Origin of the sequence: Burkholderia diffusa (assembly GCF_001718315.1) — a bacterium.
In the GTDB taxonomy this organism is placed as follows: Bacteria; Pseudomonadota; Gammaproteobacteria; order Burkholderiales; family Burkholderiaceae; genus Burkholderia; species Burkholderia diffusa_B.
Map to the genome: position 1 here is coordinate 1,323,221 of NZ_CP013363.1, position 20,222 is coordinate 1,343,442.

Annotated in this window: 19 protein-coding genes; all 19 read right to left on the reverse strand. The window is 69.1% G+C overall.

Annotation, left to right across the window (positions count from 1 at the left end; translation table 11 throughout):
• Positions 1 to 87: 87 nt before the first annotated feature.
• On the reverse strand, positions 88 to 336 hold the full coding sequence (locus WI26_RS21225; protein ID WP_059464789.1) for a hypothetical protein: 249 nt from the start codon (positions 334 to 336) through the stop codon (positions 88 to 90).
• A complete protein-coding gene (locus WI26_RS21230; protein ID WP_069227087.1) occupies positions 333 to 1,598 on the reverse strand; it encodes an alkaline phosphatase family protein in 1,266 nt (421 codons plus the stop codon). Before WI26_RS21230 ends, WI26_RS21225 begins: the two co-directional genes overlap by 4 nt.
• A gap of 412 nt (positions 1,599 to 2,010) precedes the next feature.
• Positions 2,011 to 2,274, reverse strand: a complete 264-nt coding sequence (gene infA, locus WI26_RS21235; RefSeq protein WP_059451274.1) for a translation initiation factor IF-1 — start codon at positions 2,272 to 2,274, stop codon at positions 2,011 to 2,013.
• 458 nt (positions 2,275 to 2,732) lie between these two features.
• Positions 2,733 to 2,936 carry a cold-shock protein gene (locus WI26_RS21240; RefSeq protein ID WP_006751843.1) on the reverse strand — a complete coding sequence of 68 codons (204 nt, stop codon included), beginning with the start codon at positions 2,934 to 2,936 and terminating at the stop codon, positions 2,733 to 2,735.
• Between the two features lie 297 nt (positions 2,937 to 3,233).
• Positions 3,234 to 4,313 (reverse strand): Rieske 2Fe-2S domain-containing protein, encoded by a 1,080-nt coding sequence (locus tag WI26_RS21245; protein WP_059464787.1) that lies wholly within the window; start codon positions 4,311 to 4,313, stop codon positions 3,234 to 3,236.
• 69 nt (positions 4,314 to 4,382) lie between these two features.
• Entirely contained in the window at positions 4,383 to 6,854 is a 2,472-nt protein-coding gene (locus WI26_RS21250) for an efflux RND transporter permease subunit (protein WP_069227088.1), read from the reverse strand.
• 102 nt (positions 6,855 to 6,956) lie between these two features.
• A complete protein-coding gene (locus WI26_RS21255) occupies positions 6,957 to 7,916 on the reverse strand; it encodes a WD40/YVTN/BNR-like repeat-containing protein (protein ID WP_059464785.1) in 960 nt (319 codons plus the stop codon).
• Positions 7,917 to 8,084: 168 nt separating this feature from the next.
• Positions 8,085 to 9,290 (reverse strand): acetyl-CoA C-acyltransferase, encoded by a 1,206-nt coding sequence (locus WI26_RS21260; RefSeq protein ID WP_059464784.1) that lies wholly within the window; start codon positions 9,288 to 9,290, stop codon positions 8,085 to 8,087.
• Between the two features lie 23 nt (positions 9,291 to 9,313).
• Positions 9,314 to 9,799, reverse strand: coding sequence for a MaoC family dehydratase (locus WI26_RS21265; RefSeq protein WP_059508910.1), 486 nt, complete (start codon positions 9,797 to 9,799; stop codon positions 9,314 to 9,316).
• Entirely contained in the window at positions 9,799 to 10,599 is an 801-nt protein-coding gene (locus WI26_RS21270) for an SDR family oxidoreductase (RefSeq protein WP_069227089.1), read from the reverse strand. Before WI26_RS21270 ends, WI26_RS21265 begins: the two co-directional genes overlap by 1 nt.
• On the reverse strand, positions 10,596 to 11,798 hold the full coding sequence (locus tag WI26_RS21275) for an acyl-CoA dehydrogenase family protein (protein WP_069227090.1): 1,203 nt from the start codon (positions 11,796 to 11,798) through the stop codon (positions 10,596 to 10,598). Before WI26_RS21275 ends, WI26_RS21270 begins: the two co-directional genes overlap by 4 nt.
• Complete coding sequence (locus tag WI26_RS21280; RefSeq protein WP_069227091.1) at positions 11,795 to 13,036, reverse strand: acyl-CoA dehydrogenase family protein; 1,242 nt, start codon at positions 13,034 to 13,036, stop codon at positions 11,795 to 11,797. The genes WI26_RS21275 and WI26_RS21280 overlap by 4 nt, the downstream gene beginning before the upstream one ends.
• Before the next feature lie 3 nt (positions 13,037 to 13,039).
• Positions 13,040 to 13,918, reverse strand: coding sequence for an SDR family oxidoreductase (locus WI26_RS21285; RefSeq protein WP_069227092.1), 879 nt, complete (start codon positions 13,916 to 13,918; stop codon positions 13,040 to 13,042).
• A 41-nt stretch (positions 13,919 to 13,959) separates the two neighbouring features.
• Positions 13,960 to 15,111: an acetyl-CoA C-acetyltransferase gene (locus WI26_RS21290; protein ID WP_059464779.1), complete on the reverse strand. Its 1,152-nt coding sequence runs from the start codon at positions 15,109 to 15,111 to the stop codon at positions 13,960 to 13,962.
• A complete protein-coding gene (locus WI26_RS21295) occupies positions 15,111 to 16,178 on the reverse strand; it encodes an acyl-CoA dehydrogenase family protein (RefSeq protein ID WP_069227093.1) in 1,068 nt (355 codons plus the stop codon). Before WI26_RS21295 ends, WI26_RS21290 begins: the two co-directional genes overlap by 1 nt.
• A gap of 35 nt (positions 16,179 to 16,213) precedes the next feature.
• A complete protein-coding gene (locus WI26_RS21300) occupies positions 16,214 to 17,383 on the reverse strand; it encodes an acyl-CoA dehydrogenase family protein (RefSeq protein ID WP_069227094.1) in 1,170 nt (389 codons plus the stop codon).
• A complete protein-coding gene (locus tag WI26_RS21305) occupies positions 17,380 to 18,183 on the reverse strand; it encodes an enoyl-CoA hydratase family protein (protein WP_059539680.1) in 804 nt (267 codons plus the stop codon). The genes WI26_RS21300 and WI26_RS21305 overlap by 4 nt, the downstream gene beginning before the upstream one ends.
• A 25-nt stretch (positions 18,184 to 18,208) precedes the next feature.
• Positions 18,209 to 19,297, reverse strand: coding sequence for an NAD(P)H-dependent flavin oxidoreductase (locus WI26_RS21310; RefSeq protein ID WP_069227095.1), 1,089 nt, complete (start codon positions 19,295 to 19,297; stop codon positions 18,209 to 18,211).
• Positions 19,294 to 20,220, reverse strand: coding sequence for an enoyl-CoA hydratase (locus WI26_RS21315; protein WP_069227096.1), 927 nt, complete (start codon positions 20,218 to 20,220; stop codon positions 19,294 to 19,296). The genes WI26_RS21310 and WI26_RS21315 overlap by 4 nt, the downstream gene beginning before the upstream one ends.
• Between the last annotated feature and the right edge of the window lie 2 nt (positions 20,221 to 20,222).

Consider the following 20,222-nt stretch of genomic DNA (forward strand, 5'->3'; position numbering starts at 1 on the left):
GTTCGCCGTTCGCCGTTCGCCGTTCGCCGTTCGCCGTTCGCCGGCAGCCTGACGTCATGAGCCGTCAGGCGTCAAGCACGCACCGCGTCAGCGGTGCTTTCCACCATGCCTGCGCCGCCGGTGCGCCGCGCGCGCCTGCAGCAGCGTCGGCATCAGCTCCTCGATGTACTGCCGGGCTTGTCCGCGCGTGACGATCTCGCTGAACCGCCGATGCGCCTGGTCGTGCCCGACCAGCGCCGCATGCGCCTTCTTCAGGATGTGCAGATACGCGATCAGGCTGGTGCCGTCGCGCACGGGCAGCGCATCGCGCGGGTCCGTCGCCGAAGTCGTGTTCATGAGCCGATCCTCGCCGGGCAGTCGGTGCGGCAGGTCGCGGTCACGAGCGAGAGCAGGTCGTTCGCGGCGCGATCGCGATCGGTCAGCGGCGCGAAACCGAACAGGCGCCCGAGCGTCGCGACCACCGAGCTGTGATCGTACGGCGTGTGATCGACCTGCCCTGCCGCAACCCACGGCGACACGACGATCGCGGGCACGCGCACGCCATAGACGTCGAACCCGAAGCCGCTCGCGTTCAGCGTCGCGGCCGCGCCGTCGTTCGGCGGCGGCGCCGCGCCCGGCCTGACCGAATCGTAGAAGCCGCCGTGCTCGTCGTAGACGATCACGAGCAGGCTGCTCTCCCACACCGGCGAATTTCGGATCGCGTCGTACACACGCGCGGCGAGCTGGTCGCCGCCGGCCAGGCCGTCCATCGGATGATGCGAACTGCCGTTCTGGTAAGTGCCGTGCACGATGTCGCCGTAACCGGGTTCGATGAACGTGTAGCGCGCGGTATAACCGGCCGCGAGATCGGCTTCGAAGTGCGACAAGTCGTCGACGTCGAAGAAGCTCACGCCCTTCAGCGAGGCCACCTGCGGCACGTGGCCGAGCGGATCGCCCGACTGGTCCTGGTAGATGCGCCAGTTGTCGTCGCCGAGCGCGGCGAAGATCGAGCCGTTCGGATAATGGAAGCCGTCGAACGTATCCCATCCGGCCATTTCCTCCTTGGTGGGCGAATGGTCGAGGCCGGCCGACGACGCGCCATGCAGGAAAAACCGGTTCGGCCAGGTCGGTCCCGGCATCGACGCGTGCCAGCGATCGCACAGCACGAATGCGTTCGCGAGCGCGTACAGCGACGGCGCCTGCGTGCGCACATCCACCCCCTGCATGACCGCGCCAACGCTGCCCGGTTGCGGCTGCGTGCCTTCGGAATGCGACGTCGCGTAGTTCGACACGAATCCCGAATTGTCGATGCTCGGATAGGGTCGCCCTTTGATGAACGGCACGCCCGCACCGCACAACTGTTCGAGCACGTCGGTGAATTCGTGGCACGGATCGGTCGGCATCCGGTCGGGCGCGCCGCCGCCGAACGGATGGACGGCGCCGTTGTACGCGTTGCTGTCGCCCGGCGACGCGGCCGTGATGCCGGCGATGCCCGAGAGCGCGAACAGATGGTCGAACGAGCGGTTCTCGAGCATCAGCACGAACACGTGCCGGATGCGGTCCTGAACCGACGGAACGGGGGGAACGGAAGGAGCTGCGGGGGCTGCGTCTGCACTCATGGCGCCTCCTGGCGTCGCGCGACGAATGTCCGGCTGGCACGATGGCGGCGGGCGCGGAAAGAAACTGAAAGCAAAGACGCTGCAGCGTGCGCGGGCCGCGAATTGCCGACGAGTGTACGGCTACGCCGGCCTGCACGTAAAGCCGGGTACGGCGCGCGGCGAGACGCGGGCATTCAACCGACAACCGGCATGGATGCCGAAAGCGATACGCGGCGAATCGATGAGTGCGGGGAAAACGGGCCGAATCGGGCGATTCGACGGGAGGGAATGCGGGCCGGCCGCCGCGGCATTGCCCCGCCGCCGGCGACCGACAACGGCGCGAACCGCGCCGTTCATCCGGTGTGCCCGGCCGCACGAGCGGGCCGGACGGGCTGCGATCGGCGCGGCATTGCGCTGCCCGATCGCTGGTGCTTTAGCGACGCGGTTGCCCGGCGCGCGGCGGACGCGGCGAATTCGCGTCCTTGTGACGGAAGTTGATACGCCCCTTCGTCAGGTCGTACACCGACAGTTCCAGCGTCACGCGATCACCCGCGAGAATGCGGATGTGGTTCTTGCGCATGCGGCCCGACGCATACGCGCCGACCACCACGCCGTTTTCCAGCGTGACACGGTATTTGCTGTCCGGCAGCACTTCGTCGACGATTCCGTCCAGTTCCAGCAGTTCTTCTTTTGCCAAACCAATTCCTCCAGACAAGGTAATGACCGCGGCCGCGGCGAACTCACCGGCGCCGTGCCCCGCAACGGGACGGCGGCCGGCGGGATGCCGGGGATCAATTCGTTCAGACGGGCAACGCGCCCGTCTTGCAATCGGAGCCCGGCGCAATGCGGCGGTCGGTCGGTGGCGGCGGTGCGATCGGCACCGCGCAAAGTCGGGACCGCGCCGCGTGCGGCGTGGCGACGGTCTACTCGCGTTGCAGCACGAGCCGCTGGCGACGCGGCGAGCGCTTCGCGAGGGCGTTGAATCGCACGTCGTACGGACCCGCGATGGATGAGGGAAGCACACGACCGATGCATCGTGAATGCCGCGATGCATCGGTCGTGTGCGTCGAAACGCGCAGGACGCCGGCTCGGGCCGGCATCCGCGCGAAATCCGTCCGGCAGCGGCCGCCATGTGACGGCCGGCACCGGCGCGGCTTACTGCGGCGTGATGTTCGACGCTTGCAGACCCTTCGGGCCACGCTTCACTTCGTAGCTGACCTTCTGGCCTTCGGCCAGGGTCTTGAAGCCCGTGCCGCGAATTTCCGAGAAATGGGCGAACAGATCGTCGCCGCCGTTGTCCGGGGAGATGAAACCAAAGCCCTTGGTTTCGTTGAACCACTTGACGGTACCGGTATCCACAAATACTTCCTTAATACGATTGATACGAATGATTGAACATGCGCCCGTGTCGGGCACAGAAAGAATCAAAAGAGGGAGAGACCAACGACTGCCGCACGGCAGTGCGGCCAATGATGAGCAATCGAACTTCTTGAAGACTTCGGTCTCGGACACTACGCGGTGTGGGCCGATCCGTCAAGCTCTTTCGGTGCGACGCAGGCGCGCGGCAGCGCGTGCGCCTTGCGGGGCGGGCGTGGGCGGCGATCGGGAGGCGAAACGATACGCCCCCTTTTTGCCGCGCTTCGCCGCCCATACTCGTTACCGCGATTCGAATACGTGATGCAGTGCCGGCGGCGATTCGCCGTCGCGGATCTTCATCTCGAACGTCTTGCGCGCGACGCTCGACGGCCGCACATCGGCCGCGTCCAGGTAGAACTGCGAATACCAGTCGCGCATCTGGTACAGCGGCCCATCGCCTTCGCACAGCAGCGGGTTGTCGATCCGCGTCTTGCTGTGCCAGATGTCGACATCCTCGTAGAACGCGCGTTGCGCTTCCTTCACGTACGCGTTCGCGATCTCCATGTTCTGTTCGTCGCTCAGGCCGGCCACCTTCTTCACGATCACGCCGTAGCGCAGCTCGAAGCTGTTCATGTCGATCGGCACGTGGCAATTCAGCAGCACCGAATGAATCGGCTGCCCGCCGCTCTGCCCCGTCATCTGCGTAATGTGCACGGCCGGCCCGAAATACGTCGACAGCGCGGTCAGACTGTCGCCGCCGAGCTTCTCGCTGCGGCCGACCATCAGTTGCGTCGCCTTGTGGTCCTCGAACAGGTTCGCGAAATAGTCGATGGGCGCGTGGTGGACGGTCGCGAAGTGCGCGACATCCGAAATGTTGTCGACCAGCTCGCGGCAATTCGCGTGGATCACCATCTTGTCGACCACCCAGTCCGACCATTCGTCGGAGAAGCACACGTCGAGGCGCGGAATCGCGACTTCCGGCGGCGGCGCATTGCCTTCCGGGTCGTTCCACACGAACAGCAGGTTGTTTTCCTCGCAGGTCGGCCACGCGCCGATGCGCGCCTTCGGCGGAATCCGTTTGCAGTAGGGGATCGACGCGCACTGCCCTTCGCCGTTCCATGCCCAGCCGTGGAACGGGCAGACGAGATTGTCGCCGTCGACCGTGCCGAGGCTCAGATCGGCGCCCATGTGCGGGCAATACGCATCGACGATGTTGATCCTGCCGGTCGAATCGGCGAACGCGGCCAGCTTGCGGCCGAAGATGTTCAGCGTATGCGGCTTGCCGTCCTTGTAGTCGCGGGCGAGCCCGAGGCAGTGCCAGCCGCGCGCATAGCGCTGCGCGAGCGGCTGGGCTTCGATCTTGTAAGGGCGTGCGGACATGTGGGTTGTCTCCTCTTGGGGGAACGCGCGGCGGCCCGCCGCGCACCGGGGTAAGGGTTGATGGGTCGCTCAGCGCACCGGATTGCCTGGTTCGAGCGTGCGCGTCGGCTTGAGCGCCGGGGCCGGCGCGGCCTGCGGCGATGCCGGCTGCGGCTCGCGCGACACGCGGCGCTCGGCGCGCTCGACGCCGAGCCATGCGGCCAGCGCGGGCAGCAGGAACACCGCACCGAACAGGTTCACGAGGAACATGAACGCGAGCAGCACGCCCATGTCGACCTGGAACTTCAGCGCGGAGAACGCCCAGGTGCCGACGCCGATGAACATCGTGACGGCCGTGAACAGCGCCGCGGTGCCGCGCTGGCGCATCGCGTCGGCAAATGCGTCCGGCAGCGCCGCGCCGTGGCGGATGTCGTGCTGCAGGCGTTCGTACAGGTAGATCCCGTAGTCGACGCCGACGCCCACGCCGAGCGTGATCACCGGCAGCGTCGCGACCTTCAGCCCGATGCCGAGCCGCGCCATCACCGCATTGCACAGGATCGACACCAGCGTGAGCGGCACGATGATGCACAGCACCGCGCGCCACGACCGGAACGTGACCGCGCAAAGCAGCGCGATCGCGCCGAAGATCGACAGCAGCATCGCGATCTCCGCGTCGCCGACCGCCTCGTTGGTCGCGGCCATCACGCCGACGTTGCCGCCCGCGAGCCGGAACGCGACGTTCGGCGTCGGGTTCTCGGCCGCGAAGCGCTTGATCTCGTCGATGATGTGCGCGATGGTCGTGCCTTCGTGGTTCTGCGTGTAGATCAGCACCTGGATCGCGTTGCAGTTCGCGGTGTTCATCCCGTTGTCGGGATCGAATGCGTTGGAGCCCTGCGTGAGGCCCTCGCTGGATCGCGGCAGCGCGGCCCAGCGCGGGTTGCCTTCGTTGAACGCGGCGATGAACACCTTGCCCTGCGACGCGACGCTCGTCACCGACTGCACGCCGGCCACACCGCGCATGTTCATCTCGAACTTCTCGATCGCGCTCATCACCGGGTAATGCAGGCACGCGTCGTCGAAGCCGGTCGTCTCGACGATCACCGACAGCACGTCGACCCCGATGTTGTACTGATGCGTGATGGCCGCGTTGTCGATGTTGTAGCGCGAGTTCGCGCGCAGCTCCGGCGCGCCGGTGCCGATGTCGCCGATCTCCAGCTTGCGCGACTCGAGCGTGCCGTATGCGAGCAGCGCGAGCGCCACGGCGAACACGCCGAGCGCCGGCGCCGGCCGCGCGAACACCGCGAAGCGCGACCACTTCCCGCTGCCGCCCGCGGCGGCCGTGCGCTGCGCGCGCGCCAGCGTGCCGCGCTCGAGGCGCGTGTACGACAGCAGGATCGGCAGGAACACCTTGTTGGTGACGATCATCAGCAGCACGCCGAGGCACGCGGTAATGCCGAGCTCGCGCACGATGTCGATCCGGATCCGCATGATCACCATGAAACCGAGCGCGTTGGTCAGCAGCGCGACCGTGCCCGGCACGAACAGCTTGCGGAAAGCATCGCGCGCGGCTTCCACCGACGACGCGCCGCGCACCAGCGCCTGCTTCCACGCATTGGTCATCTGCACGGCGTGCGACACGCCGATCGAGAAGATCAGGAACGGCACGAGGATCGACATCGGATCGATGCCAAGCCCGAGCAGCGGCAGCGCGCCGAGCAGCCACACGACCGGCAGCAGCGCGACGACGAGCGCGAGCACGGTGGTCTTCAGCGAGCGCGTATAGGCGAACAGCAGCGCGGCCGTCACGAGGAACGCCAGCGCGAAGAACGCCATCACGCCGGCGATACCGGCCTCGACGTCGCCCACCAGCTTCGCGAAGCCGATGATGTTCACGTCGATGCCCTGCTTCGCATAGCGCGCGCGGATTTCCTCGAGCTGGCGCGCGACGGCGCTGTAGTCGAGCCGCTTGCCGGTGGCCGGATCGGTCTCGCGCAGCTCCGCGCGGATCAGCGCCGACTTCAGGTCGTTGCCGACCAGCCGGCCGATCTGCCCGGAGCGCGCGACGTTGCGGCGCACCTTCGCGAGATCGTCCGGGTTCGCGCTCGAGAACTGGCCCGGCACGACCACGTCGCCGCGAAAGCCGGCTTCGGTCACTTCCGTGTAGTGGACGTTCGGCGTGAACAGCGAGAACACGCGCGAGCGGTTCACGCCGGGGATGAAGAACACGTCGTCGGTCGCGTGGCGCAGCGCGTCCATGAAGGTCTGGTTGTAGATGTCGCCGTCGCCCTTCCAGCGCAAGCTGACGAGGATCGTGTTAGCGCCGGGGAACGCGCCCGCGTAGCGCTCGAACACCTGCATGTACGGGTGCTGCATCGGAATCATCTTGTTGAAGCCCGGATCGAGCTTCAGGCGCGTCGCGGACAAGCCGAGCGCGAGCGTCACCGCGACGCACAGCAGCATCAGCAGCCTGCGCCGCCGGATGATCGTGTCGGCGCAGCGCTCGACGAACGCGGCGAGGCGCGACGCGGGAACGGCTTCGGTGGGGCGTGACAGGTCGTTCATGGATTTCTCGGGTCGGAACGGACGGGACGGACGATGCGAACGATGCGGATCGGCGCAGCGAGGCGAACGGATGCGGGCGGCGGCAAGCGTCGCCGCCACGCATCAGGACGGCGACGCGGCGAGCGGCGCGACGCCGGCCTCGCCGCCGAGCAGCAGCGCGCCGCGGCCCATGTCGAGCACGGCCGCGAGGCTCTGCACGCCGCCGAGCTTGCGCACGTCGAAGGTCAGGCCGCCGTCGCGCGACGCGACGATCGCGCCGCCCTGCCCTACCAGCACGAGTTCGCCGTCGGCGAGCTGGGTCGCGCCGAAGTACGACACCGGCACATGGCTGTCGACATGCGTCCAGGTTGCGCCGCGATCGATGCTGCGCAGCACGTTGCCGCGCATGCCGTACGCGACCCAGTCGCCGTTCGCGAGCATCAGCGCACCGAACAGCGAGCCTGCATACGGCGACGGGAGCTTGTCCCAGGTGGCGCCGCCGTCGGTCGAGCGCAGCAGCGTGCCACTCTCGCCCGCGATCAGCAGGTTGCCGTGGCCGTCGCCGACGATCGCGTTCAGGTGGCGGTCGCCAGCCGGCGTCTTCAGCGGCTGCCACGTGAGCCCGGCATCGTCCGAGCGCAGCAGCTGGCCGAAACTGCCGGCCGCGAACAGCGGGCCGTTCGCGCTGCCCCAGACGGACAGCAGCGGATCGGAATGCGCGTTGTCGACGTGGACCTCGCGCCAGTGCACGCCCGCGTCGTCGCTGCGCACGATCCGGCCGTCGTGGCCGACGGCGATGCCGAGCGTCGGTGTGACGAAGCTCACCTGCGTGAGCGTCGAGCCCTGGTCGGGCGTGACCGACGCCGGCCGCCAACGGCGGCCCGCATCGTCGCTCAGCAGGATCACGCCGCGCTCGCCCACCGCGACGACGCGCGCGCCGGCGCGGGCGAGCCCGTTGATCTGCAGGCGGTCCGCATGGATCGCGGTGACGGGGAATGCCGGCAACGGGCGCGGCGAGAACGCGAACAGCGCGGCGCCGAGCACGAGCGCCGACATCGCGAGTCCTGGCAAGGTACGTTTCATCGGTTGTCTCCTGTCCTGGCAATCGGCCCGGGCCCGCGCCGACGCGCTCGCCCTGCCGCTGCAAGTCTCCGGGCCGCCGGTCGTTGCCGCGGCCTCGCATGGTTCCGAATGGATGGCCGCCGAACCGGGCTGTCGGTCCGGCAGCCGGTACGGCTGCGTCGAATGCCGTTACGCGCCGACCTCGAACAGCGCGGCCGCACCCATCCCGCCGCCGATGCACATCGTCACGACCGCATGCCGCACGCCGCGGCGCGCGCCTTCGAGCAGCGCGTGCATCGTCATCCGCGTGCCCGACATCCCGAACGGGTGGCCGAGCGCGATCGCGCCGCCGTCGACGTTCAGCCGCTCGTCGGGGATGCCGAGCATGTCCCGGCAATAGAGCGCCTGGCACGCGAACGCCTCGTTCAGCTCCCACAGCCCGACATCGCGCACGGTCATCCCGAAGCGCGCCAGCAGCTTCGGAATCGCGAACACCGGGCCGATGCCCATCTCGTCGGGCTCGCAGCCGGCCACGGCCAGCCCGCGGAACGTGCCGAGCGGCGCGAGCCCGCGACGCGCGGCCTCGGCGCGCGACATCACGACGACCGCCGCCGCGCCGTCCGACAGCTGCGACGCGTTGCCGGCCGTCACGAACTCGCCCTGCTCGACGACCTTGCCGCCGCTCCACGACGGCTTCAGCCCCGCAAGCCGCTCGGCTGTCGTATCGGCGCGCACGCCTTCGTCGCGCGCCGCGCGCACGGCCTCGTGGCCGGCCGGGTTGCCTTCCTTGTCGAACAGCGCGCGTGTCACGTCCAGCGGTGCGATTTCCGCGTCGAAGCGGCCGGCCGACTGCGCGTCGGCCGTGCGCTGGTGGCTCTGCAGTGCGAATTCGTCCTGTGCGGCGCGCGAGATTCCGTAGCGGCGCGACACGATCTCGGCGGTTTCCATCATCGCCATGTACGCGGCCGGCTGGTGATCGAGCACGGCCTGCGAACGCGCGCGGTAGCCGTTCTTGTGCTTGTTCTGCGTGAGCGAGATCGATTCGACGCCGCCCGCGACGACGATCCGCGCGTCGCCCGCGCCAATGCTGCGCGCCGCGCTCGCGATCGACATCAGGCCCGACGAACACATGCGGTCGATCGACATGCCGGGCACCGATGCCGGCAGTCCGGCCGCCGCGGCCGACAGACGGCCGATGTTGTAGCCCTGCGTGCCCTGCTGCGCCGCGCAGCCGATCAGCACGTCGTCGACGTCAGCCGGCGCGACGCCCGCGCGTTCGAGCGCGGTGCGCACGACGTGGCCGCCCAGCGCGGGCGCCTCGGTGTCGTTGAACATGCCGCGAAACGCCTTGCCGATCGGCGTGCGGGCGACGGAAACGATGACTGCGTCTTCCATGAGGTGGCTCTCCGAATCCGAATCTAGAAGGTGTAACGGCTGATGGTGTCGGCAACGCAGCCGGGCTTGCCTTCGCCTTCGATCTCGACGGTCACGCGGATCCACGCCTGCACGCCGCCGTCGAGCGGCTCGACACGGAGCAGCTCGCCGACGCCGCGCACGCGTGCACCGACCTTCACCGGCGCCGGGAAGCGGATCCTGTCGCAGCCGTAGTTGACGCCGAGCCGCGCGCCGTCGATGCGCACGATCTGCGGCAGGAAATGGTTGACGAGCGACAGCGTCAGGTAGCCGTGCGCGATGCACGCGCCGAAGGGGCCGTCCTTCGCGCGGATCGGGTCGACGTGCACCCATTGGTGGTCGCCCGTCGCGTCGGCGAAACCGTCGATGCGGATCTGGTCGATCGCGAGCCACGCGCTTGCGCCGAGCGTGTCGCCGACGGCCGCCGCGAGTTCGCCGGGATGCGCGAACACGCGGGGCGTCGCGCGCACGGGGTCGAGGGTCGTCTCCATCATGCGTGCTGGCTGCTGACCGACAGCACTTCGCCCGTCATGTACGACGCGTAATCGCTTGCAAGGAACACCATCACGTTCGCGACCTCCCAGACTTCGGCGGCGCGCCCGAAGGCTTCGCGCGACGCCAGTTGATTCAACAGGTCGGCCGGGGCCGACTTCTTCAGAAAATCGTGCATCGCGATGCTCGGCGCGACCGCGTTGATGCGCACCCCGTAAGGCGACGCCTCGAGCGCCGCACAGCGCGTGAGCGCCATCACGCCCGCCTTCGCCGCCGCGTAGTGCGCCTGCTCCGCCTGCGCACGCCAGCCGAGCACCGATGCGTTGTTGACGATCGCGCCGCGGCCGCGGGCCTGCATGTGCGGCAGCATCGCGCGCGTCATCCGGAACGTCCCGGTCAGGCTAATGTCGATCACCCGCGACCATTCGGCATCGTCCATTTCGACGATGCGTCTCGCGCCGCCGAGCCCGGCGTTGTTGATCAGTACGTCGACGCCGTCGAGCTTGTCCTGGGCGTCGGCCACGAGCGCCTGCACGTCGTCCTCGACCGCAACGTTGCACAGGCGGCCGAAGACCTGCTGCAGGCCCGTTTCGGCGCGCAGCGTCTGGACGGCCTGTTCGAGGCGTTTCTCGTGGATGTCGGAGATGAACAGCGCGCGGCAGCCTTCCTCCGCGCAGCGGCGCGCGGCCGCGAAGCCGATGCCGGCGCCGGCCGCGGCCGTGATCAGCACCGATTTGCCGGCGAGCAGCTGATGGCCCGGCACGTAGGCGGGCGCTTTCTGGATCTGGGGTTCGGTCATGCTGTGCCTCGTGGTTCCCTTGGCATGCCGAGCCCGCGCTCGGCCATGATGTTGAGCTGGATTTCGTTGGTGCCGGCGTAGATCGTGTCCGCACGGGAGAACAGGAACACGCGCTGCAGATGGGTGAGTTTTTCGTCGCCCGGATCGATCACGTTCGCGCGGGGCCCGAGCGCGTCCATCGCGAGCTGGCCGAGGTCGCGGTGCCAGTTCGACCAGAAGTACTTGTAGATCAGCGCCTCGCGGCGCAGCGGTGCGGTGGCGCCGCCGTTCGCGTCGTCCGCGCCGGACAGCATCCGCAGCGCGTTGTAGCGCATCACGCGCAGCCCTGCCCACGCGCGGCCGATCCGCTGGCGCAGCACCGGGTCGCGATCGGCACCCGTTTCGCGCGCGGCATCGATCACCCATTCGAGTTCGCGGACAAACTGCATCTGCTGGCCGAGCGTCGACATCCCGCGCTCGAAACCGAGCAGCGTCATCGCGATCCGCCAGCCGTCGCCCGGCGCGCCGACCAGATCGCATGCTTGCGCGCGTGCGCCGTCGAAGAACACTTCGTTGAATTCGGCGCCGCCGTTGAGCTGCCTGATCGGGCGGATCTCGATGCCCGGCTGGTCGAGCGGCATCAGCAGGAACGACAGTCCCTTGTTGCCCTGCGACGCCGGATCGGTACGCGCGAGCACGAAGATCCAGTCGGAATCGCGCGCGAGCGACGTCCACACCTTCTGGCCATGCACGCGCCAGGTGCCGTCGGCGTTCTGCTCCGCACGCGTGCGCACGTTCGCGAGATCGGAGCCCGCGCCCGGCTCCGAGTAGCCCTGGCACCAGAACTGCGTGCCGGCGAGAATCCCGGGCAGGAAGCGCGCGCGCTGGTCGTCGGTGCCGCACGCGACGAGCGTCGGCCCGAGCAGCCCTTCACCGATATGGCCCATCCGGCCCGGCCCGCCGGCGCGCGCATATTCTTCGTGGAAGATCACTTGCTCGGCGACCGTGAAGCCGCGGCCGCCCGCATCGGTCGGCCAGCCGAGGCCGGTCCAGCCGCCCTGCGCAAGCTCCCGTTCCCACGCCTTGCGCAGTTCCGGAAACGCCTCCTCGTCGCCAGGGCCGCCGCGATATTTCAGGCAGGCGAAGTCGCCGGTCAGGTGGGACCGCACCCAGTCGGCAACTTCGTGCCGCAATTGCTGTTCGCGTGTTTCGCTGTTCATTGGAGCGCTCCCGTGCGCGCGGCGGACGGACGCACGGCCGTCGACGCCGGTGGTAGTGCCAATGCCGCGTCGCGCCCCGACGCGCCGCCGTCGATTGCATGGCGTGCGATCCATTCGAGCAGTTGCGGCGTGCTGCCGAACTGCGCGAGCGACGCCTGCGCGCGCTTGAAATAGAGATGCGGGTCGTATTCCCACGTGAAGCCGACACCGCCGTGCAGCTGAATCGCTTCCTGCGCGCAGAACGCATACGCGTCGTTCGCGGCGGCCTTCGCGGCCGCGATGTCGGCGCGCAACGCCGCGCCCGGCGCGGCCCCGCGCGCTTCCGCATCCCATGCGTGCGCGGCGCCGAGCACCGCCGAGCGCGCGGATTCGATCAGCACCATCATCTGTGCGCAGCGATGCTTGACGGCCTGGAACGATGCGATCGCGCGGCCGAACTGCACGCGCTGGCCCGTGTAGTCGAGCGTCAGGTCGAGGCATTGCTGTGCGCCGCCGAGCTGTTCGGCGGCCAGCGTGAGCGCGGCAAACCACGCGGCGCGCTCGAGCACCTGCGCGGCAACGGCGCCGCCGGCCAACCGCGCGTCGCGGCTCACGCGGATTTCGTCGAGGACGATGCGCGCGATCGGCCGCGTCGCGTCGAGCGTGTCGAGCGGCGTGATGGTCAGGCCGGACGCCGTCGCAACGTCGATCGCGAACAGGCCGGTCGACTGCCCTTCGTTCGCGATCCGGGCGGGAATCACCAGCAGGTCGGCGCGCGCGCCGTCGATCACTTGTTCGATCGTGCCCGACAGCGCGTAGCCGCCCGCCGCTTCTTCCGCGACGACCGGCAACTGCCCCGCGCCGGCCGGAAGCTCGAACGGCAATGCCAGCGTCGCGCTGCACGTCCCTTCGGCGATCTTCGCGAGCCAGCCGGTCGCGAGCGGCGCGTCGGAGCAGTCTGCCAGCGCGGTCGCGGCCAGGCATGCGGTCGAGAAATACGGCACGCACGCAACGCGCCGGCCGAGTTGCTCCATCAACAGCGTCTGTTCGACCGCGCCGAGCGCCATTCCGCCTGCCGCCTCCGGCAGCGACAGCGCGTTCCAGCCGAGCTCACCCGCGAGCGAGGCCCACAGGGCGTCATCGCGGCCGGCCGATTGCTCGAGCGCGCGGCGCACGTCGGCGGACGCGCTGCGTTCGGCGAGCACGTCGGCAGCCGCGTCGCGGATCATCGCCTGTTCGTCGGTGAGCGCGAGATCCATGCTTCAGCTCCCGTACACGCGCTGCGCGGGACGCGCGTCGGCGAGCAGCCGCGCGACCGCCGGGCCGACCTCGGCCGGCACCCAGCGCGCGCCGCGATCGACGCTCGGGCCGGTGCGCCAGCCTTCGGCAACCGCGATCATCCCGCCCGCGACCTCGAACACCTGGCCCGTCACGTCGGCCGACAGCGTGCTGCCGAGCCACACGACGAGCGGCGCGACGTTGGCCGGATCGAAGTAGTCGAAGCCGCCGTGCTCGGGCTTCTTCATCATGTCGGCGAACACGCCTTCGGTCATCGACGTGCGCGCGGCCGGCGCGAGCGCGTTCACACGCACGCCGTAGCGCTGCAGCTCGACCGCCTGCATCAGCGTGAGTGCCGCGATGCCGGCCTTCGCCGCACCGTAGTTCGACTGACCGATCGACCCTTGCAGCCCCGCGCCGGAGCTCGTGTTGACGATGCGTGCGTCGATCGGGGCGCCGGCCTTCGCGGCGTCGCGCCACGTGCGCGCCAGCACGCTCGACAGGCAGAAGTGGCCGCGCAGATGCACGCGCATCACGTCGTCCCAGTCGGATTCGGTCATGCTGGTGAACATCTTGTCGCGGCAGATGCCCGCGTTGTTGACCAGCACGTGCACGTCGCCGAACGCGTCGCGCGCGGCATCGACGATCCGCTGCGCGGTGTCGATCCGGGTGATGTCGTCGGCATTCGCGAGCGCGCGGCCGCCGCGTCGTGCGATCTCGTCGCACACCGCCTGTGCGGCCTCGTGACGGATGTCGTTGACGACGACCGCCGCGCCTTCATCCGCGAACGCGAGCGCGTATTCGCGCCCGAGCCCGCCGCCCGCGCCGGTGATGATCACGGTGCGTCCGTGACAGATTCCCATGCTTGTGTCTCCTGGATCGAGAGATCGTGAAAGTGCCGCGCTCACAGGCGCTCGATGATCGTGACGTTCGCGAGGCCGCCGCCTTCGCACATCGTCTGCAATCCGTAACGGCCGCCGGTGCGCTCGAGTTCGTGCAGCAGTGTCGTCATCAGCCGCGCACCCGTCGCGCCGAGTGGATGGCCGAGCGCGATGCCGCCGCCGTTCGGGTTGGTCTTTTCGTGCGGGAAGCGCGTGTCCGCGAGCCACGCTTGCGCGACCGACGCGAACGCCTCGTTCATCTCGACGACATCGATGCGCGACCAGTCGAGCCCGCTCTTCTTCAACGCGGCCTTGGTTGCCGGGATCGGCGCGGTGAGCATCCACAGCGGATCGTCGCCGAGCACGCTCAGGTGGTGAATGCGCGCGCGCGGCGTGAGCCCGTAGCGCTTCAGCGCGTCCTCCGACACGATCAGCAACGCGGCGGCCGCGTCGCAGGTCTGGCTCGCGACGGCGGCCGTCAACGAGCCGCCCGGCATCAGCGGCTCGAGCGTCGCCATCTTTTCGAGCGATGTGTCCGGGCGCGGCGTCTCGTCGTGGAGCACGCCTTCGAGCGGCACGATTTCCCGCTTGAAATGGCCGGCCTCGATCGCCGCCACCGCGCGCCGGTGGCTTTCCAGCGCGTAGCGCTCCATCGCATCGCGCGACAGGTTCCAGTGATCGGCGATCCGCTGTGCCGCGACGAACTGCGACACGGGCGCGTCGCCAAAGCGCGCGCGCCAGCCGGCGCTGCCCGAGAACGGGTCGTTGAAGCCGAGCGGCGCGGCGCTCGTCATCGCGGATGAGATCGGGATCTGCGTCATCGTCTGCACGCCGCCCGCGACCACGACGTCCTGCACGCCGCTCATCACGGCCTGCGCGGCAAAATGCACGGCCTGCTGCGACGAGCCGCACTGGCGATCGACCGTCACGCCCGGCACCTGCAACGGCAGCCCGGCCGCGAGCCAGCAGGTGCGCGCGATATTGCCGGCGAGCGGGCCGATCGTGTCGACGCAGCCGAACACGACGTCGTCGTATTCGTCGGCCGGAATCGCATTGCGTTCGACGAGCGTCTTCAGCACGAAGCCGCCGAGGTCCGCCGCATGCACGTGGGCGAGCCCGCCCTTGCGGCGGCCGGTCGGCGTGCGCAGCGCGTCGACGATATAGGCTTGTTTCATCAATGGATTTCCTCGAAGTCGAAGGTCTGCGCGGGGCCGATCGGCAATGCGTCGCCGAGGATCGCGTCGGCCACGCGGGCCTTGTGGAATGCGTTGTCGCCCCAGCTGCCGGAGAGCGCCCAGATCCGCTTCATGAAGATCTGCAGATCGAGCTCCCACGTGTAGCCGATGGCGCCGTGCACCTGCATCGTGTGACGCGCGGCCAGTTGTGCGGCGGCGGTCGCCGCGAGCTTCGCGTGCGACACCAGCACCGCGCGCCGCGGGTGATCGTCGGCGATCGCCTGAGCGGCGCGCGCGACCACCGGCCGTGCGAACTCGTAGCGGATCGCGACGTCGGCGAGCAGGTGCTTGAGCGCCTGGTACGAGCCGATCGCCTTGCCGAACTGCTTGCGTTGCGCGCTGTAGTCGATCGCGACGTCGAGCACGCGCTGCGTGAGACCGAGCAGCTGCGCCGCGACCGCGAACGCGCCGTGGTCGAGCGCGCGATCGAGCAGCGGCGCGGCTTCGTCGGCGCGCGCGATGCGCGTGGCCGCCGACGGCTCCCAGTCGAGCGTGAACAAGCGTCGCGATGGATCGACGCTGTCGACCGCGCGCCACGCGCACTGCGCGGGATCGACGCGGTGCAGCTCGCCGCGGTGCTCGCACATCAGCGTCTGCGCGACGTGCACGTCGGCCGCGTACGGGTTCACCGGATGCACGAGCGCGACACGCGCGCGCCCTTCGGCGATGTCGCGCAGCAGCGCGTCGCGCCAGTCGCTGGCCGGCAGCCGCGCGAGCACGCCGGCCGATACGAGCGCCGTGTCGAGCAATGGCTCGGGGCTGCCGAAGTAGCCGTAGGTCTGCGCGAGCAGCGCCCATTCCACTTCGGTCAGGCCGAGGCCGCCGTGCGCCTCGGGCACCGACACGGCGGTCAGCCCCTGCGACGCGAACAGCGACCACAACGCGTCGGAGCGGCCGGTCGGCGTGACCCACAGCTCGCGGATCAGCTCCGGGGTCATCTCGGTCATCAGCAGGCGCTTCACGCTGTCCGCGAGCGCTTCCTGGTCTTCATCGAATACGAAATCCATACGATGTCCGTTCAGTGAGGGTGGCGCCGGCGCGCTTATGCGCGCGGCATGCCGAGCATCCGTTCGGCGACGATGTTGCGCTGGATCTCGTTGGTGCCCGCGTAGATCGGGCCGGCCTGCGCGAACAGGAAGCCGTCGAGCCAATGGCCGAGCGTCGCTTGCTGAGCGGCCGTCTGCGGAACGATCTCGCCATGCGCGCCGAGAATGTCGAGCGCGGTCTGGTGCATCCTCAGGTCGAGCTCCGACCAGAACACCTTGTTGGTGCTCGACTCCGCGCCGATATGGCCGCCCTTGAGCAGCCGGCTCGCGGTCGCGTAGGTCGACAGCGCGTATGCCTGCGCGTCCATCCACGCGGACACCACGCGTTCGCGCAGCGTCGGGTCGCGATCCGCGCTGTCGCGGTGCGCGAGATACAGGTCGCGCAGCGCCTGCGCGGTGCGCTGGAAACGGGCGGGCGAACGCAGCATCAACCCGCGCTCGAAGCCGGCGGTCGCCATCGCGACCTGCCAGCCCGCGCCCTCGGCCGCGAGGCGGTTCTCGACCGGCACGCGCACGTCGTCGAAGAAGATTTCCGCGAAGCCCGTCTGCCCGTTCAGCTGGCGGATCGGCCGCACGGTGATGCCCGGCGCGGACAGCGGCACCATCAGGAACGTGAGCCCATGATGGCGCGACGATTCGGGATCGCTGCGGAACAGCCCGAACAGCCAATCGGCCCATACCGCGCGGGTCGACCAGATCTTCTGGCCGTTGAGCACGTATTCGTCGCCGATGCGGATCGCGGTCGTGCGGATCGCGGCCATGTCCGAGCCCGCGTTCGGCTCCGACCAGCCCTGCGCCCACACGTGCTCGCCCGCCGCCATCGCCGGCAGGAAGCGCGCCTTCTGCTGCGCGGTACCAAAATCCATCAGCGTCGGACCGAGCAGGAAGATGCCGTTCTGGTTCACGCGCATCGGTGCGTCGGCGCGCCAGTACTCTTCCTCGAAGATCAGCCACTCGATCAGGTCGCAACCTCGCCCGCCCAGCTCGCGCGGCCACGTGACCATGCTCCAGCGGCCCGAATGCAGCGTGCGCTCCCATTCGCGGTGCGCGGCAAAGCCTTCCTCGGTGTCGAAGCTCGGCAGCCGCTCGCGCGGCACGTGCGCGGCGAGCCATTCACGGATTTCCGCGCGGAACGCCTGCTGTTGTGGCGTATAGGTCAGGTTCATGCGCGCGCCTCCTCGGCCTGCGCGTCGAATCGCGCATCGCGCTTCTCGACGAACGCGGCACGCGCCTCCGTCGAATCGTTGGTCATGTACGCCTGCAGCGTAAAGCCCTGCTCCCAGCGGTACTTGTCCTCGAGATCGCCGTCTTCGACGCCGTTCAGCGCCTCCTTCGCGAGCCGCACCATCGCGGGGCTCTTTTCCGCGATCTTGCGGCCGATCGCAAGCGCCGCGTCGCGCAGCGCGTCGCGCGCGACGACCTGCTCGACCGCACCGAGCCGGTATGCCTCGGCCGCGTCGATCATGTCGCCGGTGAAGTACATCGCGCGGACCTTCTGCACCCCGAACAGTCGTTGCAGATGCGCGCCGCCGCCCATCGCGCCGCGGTCGATCTCCGGCACGCCGAAGCGCGCGCAATCGGCCGCGACGACGATATCCGCCGCGCCGCAAATACCGATTCCGCCGCCAAGCACGAAGCCGTGCACGGCCGCGATCACCGGCTTCGGGTTGCGGTGCACCGCGCGGAACGTCTCGTAGTTGCCCGCGTTGACCGACACGATCCGCTCCGGATGCGCGGCCAGCTCCTTGATGTCGACGCCCGCGCAGAAGCCTCGGCCTTCGCCGCGCACGACGATCACGCGCACGTCGTCGTCCTCGCCAAGCGCATCGAGCGCCCGCGCGAGCGCGTGCCAGCCCTGCGCATCGAGCGCATTCACGGGCGGATGGGCGATCACCAGTTCGGCGATGCCGTCGGCGCGCTCGATCCGGAACGGCGTCGCGCCGCCCGGTTGTTTGGATGTAGTCATCTCCACTGCCTCCCTGTGATGTCTTTCAGGCCGCGTCGGTCGCCGCCACGCCGCGCAACGCGGCCAGCGCGTCGAGCCGCTCGCACGCTTGCGCGACGATTCGCGCAATCAGCGCGTCGCACGATTCAATCGCGCCGATCATCGCTGCCGCCTGGCCGCTCGGCAGCACGCCGTCGTCCGGCCGCCCCTCGACGATCGCGCGCTGGATCAGGAACGGCGCGTTCGCGGCCATCAGCGTCTGGCTCGCCGTGTAGTCGTGCGAGCGCAGCGCCTTGATCGCGAGGCGCAGCATGTCGGTCGTACGCAGCCCGTTCTGGCGGCGCCAGGCTTCAGCCGTCTTCAGCGCGAAGGCCGTGCGGCGCAGCGGGCCGAAGCGCTCGAGCTTCAGCAGATACGGGTTGTCGATCATCCGTTGCGGCAGCCCGTCGAGCGCGTCCGACACGCGGATTCGCGCCGGGTCGCCGACCGCGACGTACCGCTCGAGCGTCGCGCGCGGCACCGGCGATTCGGCGCTCATCAGGAAGCGCGTGCCCATCGCGATGCCGGCCGCGCCGTACGCGAGCGCGGCCGCCAGCCCGCGACCGTCGAAGAAACCGCCGGCCGCGACGACGGGCACCCGCACCGCATCGAGCACACTCGGCAGCAGCAGCGTGGTCGGCACCGAGCCCGTATGGCCGCCGCCTTCCGCGCCCTGCACGGTCACGATGTCCGCGCCGAGCTCGACCGCCTTCGCCGCATGCTTCGGCGCGCCGACGGTCGGCATGCAGACGATGCCGGCATCCTTGAAGCGGCGGATCGTCTTCGCGTCCGGCCCGCGGCCGTAGCTGACCGCGCGCAGCCGGTGCTCGATCGCGAGATCGACCACTTGCGCGGCGTTCTTCTGGAACATGTGGAAGTTGATGCCGAACGGCTTGTCGGTCAGCGACTTCACCTTCAGGATCTCGGCCTCGACCTGCTCCGGTTCGAGTGTCGCGCCGGCCAGGAAGCCGAAGCCGCCGGCGTTGGCGGTCGCCGCGACGAGCCGCGCGTCGGCCACCCAGCCCATCGCGGTCTGCACGATCGGGTAGCGACAGCCGAGCAGGTCGCACAACGGCGTATGCAGCGTCTCGCTCATGCGGCGGCTCCGTTGACGGCCGTCGTTGCCGCGTCGGCCCGCCCTTCGCTGTCCGCCTGCTCCGGCCGGCGCTGCGAGCTGGCCATCTTGCGCGCGTCGTAGCCGCCGAGGCGGTCGCCGCTGACGAGCTCGTTGTGCGCATGCGCGAAGTGATGCCATGCGAATGCCGCGTCCATCGCCGCGCGCTTGCCCTGCAGTTCCTCGACGTGGTTCAGCGCCTGCTTGGTCAGCGCGAGGCCGAGCCTCGGCATCGTCGCGATCTTCGCGGCGATCGCGTAGGTCGCGTCGCGCAGCCGCTCGCGCGGCACCACGCGGTTGACCATGCCCATCTGGTACGCGCGCTCGGCCGTCATCCGCTCGCCGAGGAACAGGAACTCCTTCGCGATGCGCGGGTTCAGCTCGTACGCATGCGCGAAATACTCGACACCCGGAATCCCCATCCGCACGACCGGATCCGCGAAGAACGCGTCTTCCGACGCGACGATCAGGTCGCACACCCACGCGAGCATCAGCCCGCCTGCGATGCATGCACCGTGCACCATCGCGATGGTCGGCTTCGGCAGGTCGCGCCAGCGCCGGCACATCCCGAGATACACCTCCTGTTCGCGCGCATAGAGGAATTCGCCGCCCTCCTTGTCGACGTGGTCGTACCACAGCGACGCGCGCTCGAACGACTCGTGAATGTCGCGGCCCGGCGTGCCGATGTCGTGGCCCGCCGAGAAATGTTTGCCGGCGCCCGCGAGCACGATCGCCTTCACTTCGTCGTCGTGCGACGCGCGCCGGAAAGCCGCGTCGAGCGCATACGTCATCTTCGAGTTCTGCGCGTTGTGATACTCGGGACGGTTCATCGTGATCGTCGCGATGCCGTCCTCGACCGCGTAGTCGACGACACCATCGCCGAACGCCATTTGGGTCGCTTCCATGT

Bases quoted from the DNA above. Each gene is read 5' to 3' on its own strand.
- WI26_RS21225 (WP_059464789.1), bottom strand. From the start codon at position 336: ATGAACACGACTTCGGCGACGGACCCGCGCGATGCGCTGCCCGTGCGC.
- WI26_RS21230 (WP_069227087.1), bottom strand. From the start codon at position 1,598: ATGAGTGCAGACGCAGCCCCCGCAGCTCCTTCCGTTCCCCCCGTTCCG.
- WI26_RS21285 (WP_069227092.1), bottom strand. From the start codon at position 13,918: ATGGGAATCTGTCACGGACGCACCGTGATCATCACCGGCGCGGGCGGC.
- WI26_RS21300 (WP_069227094.1), bottom strand. From the start codon at position 17,383: ATGAACCTGACCTATACGCCACAACAGCAGGCGTTCCGCGCGGAAATC.
- WI26_RS21265 (WP_059508910.1), bottom strand. From the start codon at position 9,799: ATGGAGACGACCCTCGACCCCGTGCGCGCGACGCCCCGCGTGTTCGCG.
- WI26_RS21250 (WP_069227088.1), bottom strand. From the start codon at position 6,854: ATGAACGACCTGTCACGCCCCACCGAAGCCGTTCCCGCGTCGCGCCTC.
- WI26_RS21255 (WP_059464785.1), bottom strand. From the start codon at position 7,916: ATGAAACGTACCTTGCCAGGACTCGCGATGTCGGCGCTCGTGCTCGGC.
- WI26_RS21315 (WP_069227096.1), bottom strand. From the start codon at position 20,220: ATGGAAGCGACCCAAATGGCGTTCGGCGATGGTGTCGTCGACTACGCG.
- WI26_RS21270 (WP_069227089.1), bottom strand. From the start codon at position 10,599: ATGACCGAACCCCAGATCCAGAAAGCGCCCGCCTACGTGCCGGGCCAT.
- WI26_RS21280 (WP_069227091.1), bottom strand. From the start codon at position 13,036: ATGGATCTCGCGCTCACCGACGAACAGGCGATGATCCGCGACGCGGCT.
- WI26_RS21310 (WP_069227095.1), bottom strand. From the start codon at position 19,297: ATGAGCGAGACGCTGCATACGCCGTTGTGCGACCTGCTCGGCTGTCGC.
- WI26_RS21275 (WP_069227090.1), bottom strand. From the start codon at position 11,798: ATGAACAGCGAAACACGCGAACAGCAATTGCGGCACGAAGTTGCCGAC.
- WI26_RS21295 (WP_069227093.1), bottom strand. From the start codon at position 16,178: ATGGATTTCGTATTCGATGAAGACCAGGAAGCGCTCGCGGACAGCGTG.
- WI26_RS21260 (WP_059464784.1), bottom strand. From the start codon at position 9,290: ATGGAAGACGCAGTCATCGTTTCCGTCGCCCGCACGCCGATCGGCAAG.
- WI26_RS21245 (WP_059464787.1), bottom strand. From the start codon at position 4,313: ATGTCCGCACGCCCTTACAAGATCGAAGCCCAGCCGCTCGCGCAGCGC.
- WI26_RS21290 (WP_059464779.1), bottom strand. From the start codon at position 15,111: ATGAAACAAGCCTATATCGTCGACGCGCTGCGCACGCCGACCGGCCGC.
- WI26_RS21305 (WP_059539680.1), bottom strand. From the start codon at position 18,183: ATGACTACATCCAAACAACCGGGCGGCGCGACGCCGTTCCGGATCGAG.